This is a genomic window from Bacillus sp. FSL L8-0152, from assembly GCF_038006365.1.
GTDB classification, from domain to species: domain Bacteria; phylum Bacillota; class Bacilli; order Bacillales; family Bacillaceae_G; genus Bacillus_A; species Bacillus_A cereus.
In genome coordinates, this window is record NZ_JBBOVB010000001.1 from 2,647,872 (window position 1) to 2,659,874 (window position 12,003).

Genomic DNA, 12,003 nt, shown 5'->3' on the forward strand with positions numbered 1-12,003 from the left:
TAAAGATTAGAAAATAGCATTGTAATTCTAACCAATATGCAAATATTATAAGATAGATATGCTTTGTTTATAGATTTGAAAATAGGTTTGTTATCAGTTTTTTTAGAAATCTTACAAGCGTGTAAGATAAATGAAAGGTGAATCAATATGAGCTGTAAGACAATTCATTTACACTCTATAGTGAGCAGTGGAAATGAAGGGAGAATATAAATGGAAATTTTGCAGGCAAATAGTATTAGTAAAGTATATAAAGGGAAAGTACCTTATAAAGCATTAGTAGATATTGATTTATCAATTCAAGAAGGTGAATTTGTAGGAATTATGGGCCCGTCAGGTAGTGGGAAAACAACGTTATTAAATATGGTATCTACTATTGATTCTCCATCATCGGGAGAAATATTTATTAATGGTACAAATCCTTTTCAATTATCATCAGAAGAATTAGCGTTATTCCGCAGAAAACAATTAGGATTTGTATTTCAATCATTTAATCTTCTTAGCACACTTACTGTAAAAGAAAACATCGTATTGCCGATGACTTTAGATGGTGTTTCCGTCCAAGAAATGAATAAACGAGTAGAAGAGATTGCAAAGAAGTTAAACATTACTGATATATTGAGTAAAAGAACGTTTGAAATATCAGGGGGACAAGCTCAAAGAACAGCAATCGCTCGTGCGATCGTTCATAAGCCGCAATTATTACTTGCAGATGAACCAACAGGGAACTTGGACTCTAAATCTTCAAATGATGTAATGGAGATGCTTGATACTCTAAATAAAGAAGAAAAAGCAACGATGATGTTAGTTACACATGATCCGTATGCAGCGAGCTTTTGCAGCCGAGTAATCTTTATTAAAGATGGTCAACTATATAACGAAATTTATTGTGGTGAAAGTAGGCAAACTTTTTATCAAAAGATTATGGATGTCCTTTCTTTGTTAGGAGGAAAAAGGCATGACTTTTCGTCAGTTCGCATTTAATAATATTTTTCGCAATAAGCGTACATATGCTGCCCATTTTTTAAGTAGTGCATTTTCTATTATGATTTTCTTTACGTATGCTCTTTTATTATTTCATCCTGATTTACAAGGTGAGTTGAAATCGACAAGTGCAACAATAAGTGCATTTGGTACATTGGGATTTTCAGTTTCGCAAGGATTGATTTTTGTATTTTCATTTTTCTTTATTTTATATTCAGTTAGTTCGTTTTTAAAGACGCGTAAGAAAGAATTTGGCATTTTAATGATGCAAGGTATGTCAATGAGACAGCTTAAGAAATTATTATTAATTGAAAATATGTTGATTGGACTTGGTTCAATTTGTATAGGGATTTTCATTGGACTCATATTTTCTAAACTAGTCTTATTGATAAGTGCAAGTGTATTAATGATTAATAATGGTTTACCTTTTTATATACCAGTCCGAGCTGTATTATTAACAGTTATTACATTTCTTTTCTTGTTTTTAATTGTTTCATTATTTACATTTAAAATGATAAAAGTAACGGAACTTGTGGAACTTATTCGAGCAGAGGAAAAGCCAAAACCTGAACCGAAATCTTCAGTTTTATTATCGATACTTTCTTTAATTAGTATAGGGTATGGATATTTTTCAGTATTTCGCTTTATACCAAGTACCAATTTTATTACGCTTGGAATAGGTGTGCTTCTAGTAATTATAGGAACGTACTTTTTATATACTCAGTGTAGCGTTTATATATTGCACCTTGCTAAAAAGAGAGAATCTTTCTTTTTAAAGAGAACAAATATATTAACATTTTCAGAATTAATTTACCGTATGAAAGATAATGCAACGATGTTTTTTATAGTATCTATTGTTTCAGCAGTTGCATTTACAGCAATTGGTACAACAGCCGCAATTGGAAATAGGGATTTGGTAAGGATGACAAATCCGTATACATTTTTGTATGGAAGTTTGGAAAATGACAAAGTATTGAATAAAAATCTTTCTATTATAAAAAAACACCTTTCTGATGCTAATATTCCGTATCGAATGGCTTCATCTTCATATATATACACAGAAAATAGCGTAAATGTAATGAAGTTAAGTGAATACAACGATCTTGCTAAAGCACTAGGCTATCAACAAGAAACCATTGAAAAAGAAGATGAAATTTTATTAATCCCTGGAGTTGTATCACAAAAACAAGAATTTAAAAATGGCGAGTATAAAAAGGATATAGAAGTCATTCAAGGCGATTGGACAAAGACATTTCATGTGAAAAAAGCTGTAGAAAATTTAGTTTTACCACATGATTCTAGAACTATTTATATCGCTGTTCAAGATCAAGTATATGATGGAATGCCTCTTACTAGTGACCCAGTTAATGAAGAAATTTCATATCGTACTTACGGATTTGTTGTAGATGATTGGATAAAAACGAAAGAGATTTCCAATCAATTAAAGAGTATATTTGATAAAGATCTTAGGGACAGAGATTTCTACTTTGAAGCTTTAACATTAAACTTGTTGGAAGCAAAGCAAAAGAATGGTTTATTACTTATGGTAAGTATTTTAGTCGGAATCGTCTTCTTTACATTCGCCGCTAGTTTTATTTATTTCCGATTATATACAGATTTAGATCGCGATCAACAGCAATATAAAATGATTTCGAAAATGGGATTAAGTAAAGGTGAGTTGAAAAAAGTTGTAACGAGGCAGTTATTATTAATGTTCTTTTTACCAATTGTCGTTGCAGTGATTCATACTGTAGTCGCTTATATGGCATTACAACAATTAGTCGACTTTTCTATCATAAATAGCTCTATCGCCATTTTAATTTCATTTATATGTATACAAGTTTTATACTTCTTTATCACTCGTTGGCGTTACCTACAAAAGCTTTATAAAACTATGGAACAGTAGAGAACATCAGCAAGTAACATTGCAGAAAAGCATGTAAAAAAACAATATGAGTTATGAAAGGAATTGTAATGAAAAAAACATTATCAATTTTCATATTATGTATATTAATTTTAATTAGTTTAAGTGCATGTGCTAAAAGTGAAGAATTATTTCCAGCTAACGGTGTATTAATCATTGGAGATGAGAATCATACTGGAGCAATTATGAATCGTTATAAGGAAAATACGAAAGAACATGAAATTTTCCCAGTGAAAACAGGGGAATTTGAAAAAGGAAAGGTATTAATATTAAATGAATCTACTGCACAAGCGATGATTAAAGCAAAGATTTTTCGTAAACGTGACCAAGGAGCCCTTTCCAAACTGGTAGATACGTTACCTAATTTTCCAAAAGAAAGCTCACTACTATATATAAATGAAGAAGAAAAGAATATTAAAAGTATTAAAATAGAAGGAAAAGAGATACCAGTTGCATATGATAGTGATGCTTGGCTTGGCAATAAACGTGACTATGGAGCACTATGGTATATCATTGTGGCGAAAAATAGTGTGTATAAAGAAATAAAAGCGAATGAAACGAATATGCAACTTCTACATTTAAAAAAGTCGTTAGGTGATGAAAAACCTAAAATGTCGACAGATAATACATTAATTAATGAAAAAGTAAAAGTAAGAAAGCTAATTGAAGGTTTTAAAGAGAAAGTATCAGTTCAGTTTGTAACGATCGGAGAAAAATCTTAAAAAAGAGTTCGAGGTTGATAGAAAGTTTATCAGCTTCGAACTCTTTTTAGTTTATAGACAAATCAATTATTATGTTTTACATTACTTCATTTAATCGAGTCTCGTTTGTTTCCTCAATCGCATTTGAATTTTGAACTGAATTATTTTGGGCTTCTTTTTCTTTACGAGCCTTTTGTAGCATTTCAAGGATGATCCATAAAGGAACACCTTTATCCTTTAACATCTTCCATAAATCTAATTCATTAAATTTATGCTCAGGCTGTTTCATTTCTTTTTCAGATGAACGAATATCAAACTTGATAGGATCATTTACTTTCTTACTTTCAAGTTTAGTAGAAGAGATAGTATTATGCTCAAGAGTAGATGGAGTTATTTTAGTAGGTTGAGATAATGTATGAATATTTGATCCGATTTGCATGTTTTTTCCTCCTTTTTGAAGCAATGAGATTAGTTTTCTTATGGTTTTTAAATCTTTTTAACATGAGGAAACTATATCTAATTATAAATCTAAATAAATAGATTTACAAGTTATATTGTAAAAAGTAAATGTTTACTTGAATTAATATTTATCAACATTTGTATATGTTTTCTATATATACAACGTATATAAAATACTTTACATTATGTTTAAGTTGTTAAATTATTCTGTTAATTTTCCGAAAAGAAAAATGTAAACGTTTTATTAGGGGGAGAAAGTATGGGGAAGTTATTTTTAAAAATATGTTTTTTCGCATTAGTGACCGTATGTTCATTCGCAGCGAAAATATCATACGCTGAAGAAAGGCAACAAAATAATTATCCTATCATATTGGTGAATGGATTTGCTGGATGGGGTAGGGAAGAAATGCTGGGCGTAAAATATTGGGGTGGTGTTCATGATATACAGGAAGATTTGAAACGAAATGGTTATACGGTACATACCGCTGCTGTTGGACCTGTTTCTAGTAACTGGGATCGTGCATGTGAATTGTATGCACAAATTAACGGTGGGACAGTAGACTATGGTGCCGTACATGCTGAGAAACATGGACATAATCGTTTTGGCAGAACTTATAGTGGTTTTGCACCGAATTGGACTGAAACAAATAAAGTTCATTTAGTTGGACATAGCATGGGTGGACAAACGATTAGAACATTAGTACAGCTATTAAAAGAAGGTAGTTTTGAAGAAAATAATTATGTGAAAAATCACCCAGACACCAAAATATCACCACTATTTGAAGGCGGAAAATCATATGTTCATAGTGTTACAACATTAGCAACCCCTCACAACGGTACAACACTTGCGGATGGGAGTCTTCTACTGCCGTTCGTTAAAGATTTACTCATTACAGCTGCAAGCTTTGGAGGAAACAATAATTTATCATTATATGATTTTAAATTGGATCAATGGGGTATAAAGAAGAATGCTGGAGAGTCCTTTTTCCAATATAGTAATCGTATTCTAAATAGTTCACTTTGGAAAAATACAAAAGATATAAGTCAGTGGGATTTAAGTACAGATGGTGCAAAGGAGTTAAATAATTGGGTAAAGACGCAACCAGATGTGTATTATTTATCCTATAGTGGACATGCATCACAAGCAGCACCTATAACAGGTCTACATTTGCCTCATATAACGATGAATAAAGTGTTAATGGGAAATGCATTTTTCTTAGGTTCTTATGCGAGATATGAAGAAAACCGTCCGCTAGTTGATACTTCTTGGTGGCAAAATGATGGTGTAGTAAATACAAATTCCATGATTGCACCATCTTCTAATGTTGCTGTAAATAATAATGAGTCATTACAGGTTGGAAAATGGAATCATATCGAAACGAAAGCGAATTGGGACCATCTCGACATGGTAGGGTTAAGTGTTTCAGACTCGTTAGGTTTTTCTAGCATTCAAGAGTTTTATAGAACAATTGCTGAAAAGCTATCACGTTTACCGAAATAGGTAATAATAAAGCGCTCTCGATGGAATTCGAGAGCGCTTTATATTATATTGAAAGAGGGATTTGGTAGAAAAATATGGGGGGATATTATGAAAATTCAAGTTGTATTATCAGGATACGGAACAGTAGGCAGAGAGTTTATAAAATTATTAAATGAAAAATATTCATATATATATGAAACATATGGGATTCAATTAGTTGTAAGTGGCGTATTAGGGAGAAATATTGCAATACATAATGAAGAAGGCTTATCTCTTCATCATTTATTGATGTATGGTGGCGGTACCGCTGCAATTGAAAAATATTTAGAGTATCATCCGAAGGAACGTGCAATAACTAGCATAAGTGGTACTGTATTGGTAGAATCAACGGTTACAAATCTTAAAGATGGAAATCCAGGGAAACAATATATGAAACAAGCGATTGAGAAACAGATGGATATAGTAGCAATTTCTAAAGGTGCGCTCGTTACAAACTGGAGAGAAATAAATGAAGCAGCAAGAGGCGCAAATGTACGAATTCGATATAGCGGTGCAACAGCCGCTGCACTACCGACACTAGATATTGGACAATTTAGTTTAGCGGGTTGCAGTATTGATAAAATAGAAGGAATATTAAATGGAACAACTAATTATATTCTTACGAAAATGTATGAGGAAGATATGACATTTGAAGAAGCGCTGAAAGAAGCACAAAATAAAGGGATTGCTGAGACAAACCCTATATTAGATATAAGTGGTTCAGATAGTGCGTGTAAATTGTTACTTTTGACTAACAGCTTAATGGAAACAGAGAAAACACTTACTGATATACATATAAAAGGAATCGAGCACGTTACAAAACAGCAAATACAAAATGCTAAGAAACAACATAAAATTATTAAATTAATAGCATCAACATATAAGGATGAGGGTGGCAATGTGAATTTAAATGTTGAACCGTGCGAAATAGAAAAAGATCATCCGTTAGCAAAAGTAAATGGGACCGAAAAAGGAATTACGTTCTTTACAGATACGATGGGGCAAGTTACTACAATTGGCGGGGCTTCTAATCCACGAGGCGCTGCAGCTGCAGCTTTAAAAGATGTAATTAACTTATATCGAAAAGATTTGTAAGACCGTACCGCCCTTTATAAAAAATACATATGTCGTGGACCTTTTGAGAATGAAATAAATATGCAAAAATGATTGCAGGGGGTAAGGAATTGTTTAAGGATTTTAAAGTTGTTAAAGATCGTCCCGTTTATATTCAATTAAAAGACTATTTGAAAAAGATGATTATGAAAGGGCATTTGCTCGGGGATCAAAAAATCCCATCAACAAGGGAACTAAGTGAATTACTAAGTGTGAGTAGAAACACTGTACTCGCTGCTTATGCAGATTTAGAGCAAGAAGGACTCATTTATGCAGTTAAAGGAAAAGGGAACTTTGTTGCGAAGGTGGATATATCTAACACTTCGTCTGTTGAAATAGATTGGAAAAATAAACTTAATACAGTGACCGCATTAGCGGACGAATTAGATTTAATGAAACATGGTGTTCGTTGGGAAAAGGGAATGATTGTTTTTAATAGTATAGCCCCGGATGAGAAGCTATTTGATGTTGAAAATTTCAAAAGAGCTTTTCTTACTCGTATGTCCATTGAAGGGGACATCGTATTGAACTACGGATATGCAAAGGGATATAGACCGTTAATGAATTATTTACTTCATTACATGGAAATGAAAGGTGTAGACATTTCGAATAAAGATATTCTAATTACAAATGGATTTACAGAAGGATTGGATATTGTACTCTCTTCTTTATCAAAAAAATCCGGTCGTGTCATTTGTGAGAATCCAACTCACCATGCTGCACTTAAGCTTTTCCGTTTACATGGACTTGAAGTTCATGGGATTGATATGCATGAGGATGGTATTGATACGAATGAAGTTGAAAAAAGTTTGCGTGAAAAAGATTTTGATTTTGCTTATTTAATTCCTTCTTATCATAATCCAACCGGTATTGTTACGAGTTCAGAGAAAAGAACGGAATTGATGAGGTTATTCTCAAAATACAAGGTTCCTATTATAGAGGACGGATTTAATGAAGAATTACGTTATTCAGGTTCACATTTAGCTCCATTATTAACTTTTGCGGGAGCTGGCAATAATGTGATTTATATTAGTAGCTTTTCAAAGGTGCTTTTCCCTGGTTTACGTGTAGGCTGGATTATTGCAGATAAAGAGCTGATTCATTATTTAGAAAGCGTAAAAAGAGCAAGAACGATTCACACATCTACGCTAGATCAAGCTGTTCTGTTTCAATATTTACATGAGGGATATTTTGAAAAATATTTAAAAAAGGCAAGATCTGTTTATAAGAAAAAATATGAGTTAGCTGTCGGGGCATGTAACCAGTACATTCCTTTTAAAAGAATGACTGGAGATGGTGGACTTCATTTATTTATAGAGCTAGAAGAGCGTATGAATGCCCGCACACTTTTACAAAAGTGTTATGAGAAAGGCGTTACGTTTTCACCTGGAGATGTTTTTTACTCTGATGGAGAAGGAGCAAACACTTTCCGATTAGGGTTTTCGCGCTTGAAAGAAGAAGAAATAGTTCGGGGAATTAAAATAATTGGTGATACATTAAAAAATGAAATTTGGAGTTGAGAAAATGAAAATCGGTGTTATTATGGGCGGGGTATCGTCTGAAAAACAAGTTTCAATTATGACGGGGAATGAAATGATTGCTCATTTAGATAAAAATAAGTATGAAATAGTTCCAATTACATTAAACGAAAAAATGGATTTAATTGAAAAAGCGAAAGACATTGACTTTGCATTGCTCGCATTACACGGAAAATACGGAGAAGATGGGACAGTTCAAGGAACACTGGAGAGTTTAGGGATTCCTTATAGCGGAAGTAATATGTTATCTAGCAGTATATGTATGGATAAAAATATTTCGAAAAAGATTTTACGTTATGAAGGTGTAGAAACACCAGATTGGATTGAACTTACAAAAATGGAGGATCTAAATCTTGATGAGTTAGATAAGTTAGGATTTCCATTAGTGGTAAAACCAAACTCTGGCGGATCGAGTGTCGGGGTGAAAATCGTTTACAATAAAAATGAATTGATCTCAATGCTAGAAACTGTATTCGAATGGGATTCTGAAGTAGTAATTGAGAAGTATATAAAAGGTGATGAAATTACATGTTCTATTCTGGATGGAAAACAGTTACCTATAGTTTCAATTCGACATGCAGCCGAGTTCTTTGATTACAATGCAAAATATGATGATACTAGTACAGTTGAGGAAGTTATCGAACTTCCAGCAGAAATTAATGAACGTGTAAATAAAGCTTCACTGACTTGTTATAAAGCATTAAAATGTAGTGTTTATGCAAGAGTTGATATGATGGTGAAGGACGGAATTCCATATGTAATGGAAATTAATACATTACCAGGGATGACACAATCAAGCCTATTGCCCAAAAGTGCAGAAGCAGCGGGAATTAGTTATAGCAAACTATTAGATATAATTATTGAAACATCATTAAAAGTTAGAAATGAAGAAGGGTTTTAAGGAGATTATATAACTAATTCTTTTGACAGTTTCACGAAGTATGCTATGATGAATACATTATAAAAACAAAATATTTATCCACTAGGGGAGCCTTTTATAGGCTGAGATCAAATGTGATTTTGAGACTCTTAGTACCTGATCTGGTTAATGCCAGCGTAGGGAAGTGGGAAAGACGTTGCTATTTAATGAGTAAATAAATACTGTCAATTTCACTTTCTTTACGCCTGTAAAGAAAGTTTTTTTATTTTACAGCTTTAATAATTGTGGATAAATACTTATATTTTATACATTATTGGAGGGATTTAAATGACTTTTTCACAATCATTACGTAAAGAAGTAGATTCAATTTGGGAAGCGAGTTTTAACCATCCTTTTGTAAAAAAACTTGGTGAAGGAACATTAGATTTAGCTAGTTTTCGCTATTATGTGCTTCAAGATTCATATTATTTGAGTCATTTTGCTAGAGTACAAACTTTAGGAGCTGCAAAAGCTCTTGAATTAGAGACGACAGCTCGTATGGCACATCATGCTCAAAATACATATGAGGCCGAGTTATCTTTACATGAGAATTTTGCTAAAAAGCTAGGGATAACAAAAGAAGAAAAAGATAATTTTATTCCTGCGCCAACTGCATATGCGTATACTTCACATATGTATCGTGCTGCGTATGAAGGGCATTTAGGAGATATCATTGCAGTAATTTTATCTTGCTATTGGTTGTATTATGAAATTGGCGAACGCTTAAAAGAGTGCCAGCCGGAAGAGCCAATTTATAACGAATGGATTTCTGCTTATGGATCTGATTGGTTCCGTACGCTAGTTGAAGAACAAATTACACGTTTAGATACTATCGCTGAAAAAGTAACAGAGGCAGACCGCAAACGTATGAAACAGCATTTTATTATTAGCAGTCAATATGAATATTCATTTTGGGAAATGGCTTATACATTAGAAAAGTGGCCAGTGGATACAGACGTAAAAGACGTAATTGGATAAAGAATAGAAGTAATGTTATAGATAGGTATGGATCATACCTATCTATATATTTTTTCTTGTCAAATTCGCGTAAAGTCATTAGTGCTACGGATGTGGCGAAATAGAATATCGATAATTTAGCTCATTTACTTGTCTACGCATTAACTGGATAAACTTCTGTCACATTTATTTTACAATCAAAGAACGTAAATGTTGGTGGTATGAAGTTAAATAAGAAAAGAAACCCGAGCTGTTAGCTGGAACGGAGTTGTTTTTTCTTTGCAGGAATTTCTAAATTATCATGGAGTGTTGTTAATACAATATGCATATTTGCATATTGTGTTTTTTTGAGTTCTTTTTGTGTTAAAATCAAATATAGGGATGTGGGAATATAAAGAAGTAAAAGCAGGAATATCCAATTAATTTTGAGAGGTGTTATATGTTTACAAATAAGAAATTAATTCGATTTGGTTTATCGTTGTTTGTATTTTTAGGAATCATTAATTTTACAATCAGCTATTTCCAAACATATCTTGAAACAGCAGCAGATATCAAATGGGTAATTCCAGAAATTTGGAAAACTATTTTACTAGATGTTCCTCAAGGTATACTTGTTCTTTTAGGCGCAATTGCTTTATATGATTTCACAAAAGAGGCATCACAAAAAGACGCATCAATCTAAGTGTGTCTTTTTTCAATTAGGAATTTCATAGAGAGTTTTGCTGGAGAAATAGAATGAAAAGCCCTAATAAGGGCTTTTTTCTTTGTAGGAATTTTTTATCCGTCATAGAAACCGGTCACTAGGAGATGTTATAGCGAAACGCATTTACATTACAGAAAAATCTAAGCGGCAGACGGAAATATATAGGATATGGCAACATAATTATTGAGAAATTAATTGAATTTATTAGGTATGAAGATATGACGCTAGAATTCATATTTTTTAATTTTTATTTATCCCGCATTAACGGGCTGTTCGTAAAAGCCTGATTGGTGAGGGCTAATAATCAGCGGGGGATGAACTCCCCCCCCACTGATTAAAGTTTCACTTTATAAAAATGAGCCCATAGCAAAAATAGGTATATGAACAAGGTGCATCATTTAGTGATAAGTCATACTTTGTTGGTGTACGTATTGAACTTAGTTTATAGCACTATTTTTACTTAGATGTAACGAACAGAAATATAGGGAAGCATCAATGAGGTTGTATTTTATAAACGGAGGTTATGAAAATGAATCAGTTTCAACAAGAACTACAAGCGTTAAGTCTTAATGATTACCGGTCTGGAAATATTGTCTATTGGGACCAGCAAAACCAATATCCATATTACTATATTGAAGATGCTGCTCGTCGCTGTGGCGGTTGTGGTCGTTGTGGTGGTTGTGGTGGAGGTCGTTGTGGCGGATTCCGTTGTGGTGGATTCCGTTGTATTGGTTGCTTCGGTTGTTTTGGTTGCGGAGGTTGCGGAGGTTGTGGCGGTTGCTCTAATTGTTTTGATGGTTTTAGTGGTACTACTGATACTACTGGTACTATTGTAACGTATGAATATTAATTACATTTATCCCACTATTTGCGGGTAATAAAATCTCCCTTAAAATTCAGAGAGAGCAAAGAGAAGTTAGGTGGCGGACTGTCCATAAAAGCCCGATTGGTGAGAGCTGATTAAAGCTTCACTTTATCAATTAAAAAACATTAGTTTTATATATGTACTTGCCGACAAAGAATATAGCCATTATTAATGGATATATTCAGTCATTCAAGTGAAAGAGTAACAATAAGATATATAGGTGTAATCAAGAGGTGATGGATAAAGCAATGACTAGATTTAAAATCTAATCATTGCTTTTTTCTTATGGTTTTATCATCAAATATCTGTCTGGTTTAGGGATTG

The 12,003-nt window shown here is 33.0% G+C and carries 11 protein-coding genes, 1 pseudogene and 1 riboswitch; of the genes and pseudogenes, 11 read left to right on the forward strand and 1 reads right to left on the reverse strand.

The genetic code is table 11. The features are described 5' to 3' along the window. Window positions 1-210: 210 nt before the first annotated feature. The 3 genes from MHH27_RS13280 to MHH27_RS13290 all read left to right on the forward strand — a co-directional run bounded on the left by MHH27_RS13280 (window position 211) and on the right by MHH27_RS13290 (window position 3,627). Entirely contained in the window at window positions 211-981 is a 771-nt protein-coding gene (locus tag MHH27_RS13280; protein WP_000404441.1) for an ABC transporter ATP-binding protein, read from the forward strand. Beyond that, on the forward strand, window positions 956-2,887 hold the full coding sequence (locus MHH27_RS13285) for an ABC transporter permease (RefSeq protein ID WP_340942871.1): 1,932 nt from the start codon (window positions 956-958) through the stop codon (window positions 2,885-2,887). The genes MHH27_RS13280 and MHH27_RS13285 overlap by 26 nt, the downstream gene beginning before the upstream one ends. 68 nt (window positions 2,888-2,955) lie before the next feature. Then, window positions 2,956-3,627, forward strand: a complete 672-nt coding sequence (locus tag MHH27_RS13290) for a lipoprotein BA_5634 family protein (protein WP_002094033.1) — start codon at window positions 2,956-2,958, stop codon at window positions 3,625-3,627. 76 nt (window positions 3,628-3,703) lie between these two features. On the opposite strand, the gene MHH27_RS13295 is transcribed toward MHH27_RS13290, so the two are convergent. Continuing rightward, window positions 3,704-4,045, reverse strand: coding sequence for a DUF3914 domain-containing protein (locus MHH27_RS13295; protein ID WP_001165517.1), 342 nt, complete (start codon window positions 4,043-4,045; stop codon window positions 3,704-3,706). Between the two features lie 279 nt (window positions 4,046-4,324). Here MHH27_RS13295 and MHH27_RS13300 point away from each other — a divergent pair, with 279 nt between their 5' ends. The 8 genes and pseudogenes from MHH27_RS13300 to MHH27_RS13335 all read left to right on the forward strand — a co-directional run. Beyond that, a complete protein-coding gene (locus MHH27_RS13300) occupies window positions 4,325-5,566 on the forward strand; it encodes an esterase/lipase family protein (protein WP_340942874.1) in 1,242 nt (413 codons plus the stop codon). Between the two features lie 87 nt (window positions 5,567-5,653). Then, a complete protein-coding gene (locus MHH27_RS13305) occupies window positions 5,654-6,679 on the forward strand; it encodes a homoserine dehydrogenase (protein WP_340942875.1) in 1,026 nt (341 codons plus the stop codon). An 89-nt stretch (window positions 6,680-6,768) separates the two neighbouring features. Next, window positions 6,769-8,217 (forward strand): MocR-like pyridoxine biosynthesis transcription factor PdxR, encoded by a 1,449-nt coding sequence (gene pdxR / locus MHH27_RS13310; protein ID WP_097822283.1) that lies wholly within the window; start codon window positions 6,769-6,771, stop codon window positions 8,215-8,217. Window positions 8,218-8,221: 4 nt separating this feature from the next. Continuing rightward, the gene (locus MHH27_RS13315; protein ID WP_002094034.1) at window positions 8,222-9,136 is read left to right on the forward strand and encodes a D-alanine--D-alanine ligase; all 915 of its coding nucleotides are present in this window, start codon (window positions 8,222-8,224) and stop codon (window positions 9,134-9,136) included. 73 nt (window positions 9,137-9,209) lie between these two features. Then, window positions 9,210-9,315: riboswitch (TPP riboswitch) on the forward strand. Between the two features lie 127 nt (window positions 9,316-9,442). Then, window positions 9,443-10,132: a thiaminase II gene (gene tenA, locus MHH27_RS13320; RefSeq protein ID WP_340942878.1), complete on the forward strand. Its 690-nt coding sequence runs from the start codon at window positions 9,443-9,445 to the stop codon at window positions 10,130-10,132. Window positions 10,133-10,550: 418 nt separating this feature from the next. Beyond that, window positions 10,551-10,793 carry a DUF3937 family protein gene (locus MHH27_RS13325; protein WP_000494855.1) on the forward strand — a complete coding sequence of 81 codons (243 nt, stop codon included), beginning with the start codon at window positions 10,551-10,553 and terminating at the stop codon, window positions 10,791-10,793. A 550-nt stretch (window positions 10,794-11,343) separates the two neighbouring features. After that, window positions 11,344-11,664: a heterocycloanthracin/sonorensin family bacteriocin gene (locus tag MHH27_RS13330; protein ID WP_142952860.1), complete on the forward strand. Its 321-nt coding sequence runs from the start codon at window positions 11,344-11,346 to the stop codon at window positions 11,662-11,664. A gap of 152 nt (window positions 11,665-11,816) precedes the next feature. Further along, window positions 11,817-11,948: pseudogene (locus MHH27_RS13335) on the forward strand (site-specific integrase); the annotation flags it as partial. Window positions 11,949-12,003 lie beyond the last annotated feature (55 nt).

Coding starts and splice junctions, on each gene's coding strand:
- MHH27_RS13300 (WP_340942874.1), top strand. CDS start 4,325: ATGGGGAAGTTATTTTTAAAAATATGTTTTTTCGCATTAGTGACCGTA.
- MHH27_RS13330 (WP_142952860.1), top strand. CDS start 11,344: ATGAATCAGTTTCAACAAGAACTACAAGCGTTAAGTCTTAATGATTAC.
- MHH27_RS13295 (WP_001165517.1), bottom strand. CDS start 4,045: ATGCAAATCGGATCAAATATTCATACATTATCTCAACCTACTAAAATA.
- MHH27_RS13285 (WP_340942871.1), top strand. CDS start 956: ATGACTTTTCGTCAGTTCGCATTTAATAATATTTTTCGCAATAAGCGT.
- MHH27_RS13315 (WP_002094034.1), top strand. CDS start 8,222: ATGAAAATCGGTGTTATTATGGGCGGGGTATCGTCTGAAAAACAAGTT.
- MHH27_RS13325 (WP_000494855.1), top strand. CDS start 10,551: ATGTTTACAAATAAGAAATTAATTCGATTTGGTTTATCGTTGTTTGTA.
- tenA (WP_340942878.1), top strand. CDS start 9,443: ATGACTTTTTCACAATCATTACGTAAAGAAGTAGATTCAATTTGGGAA.
- MHH27_RS13280 (WP_000404441.1), top strand. CDS start 211: ATGGAAATTTTGCAGGCAAATAGTATTAGTAAAGTATATAAAGGGAAA.
- MHH27_RS13290 (WP_002094033.1), top strand. CDS start 2,956: ATGAAAAAAACATTATCAATTTTCATATTATGTATATTAATTTTAATT.
- MHH27_RS13305 (WP_340942875.1), top strand. CDS start 5,654: ATGAAAATTCAAGTTGTATTATCAGGATACGGAACAGTAGGCAGAGAG.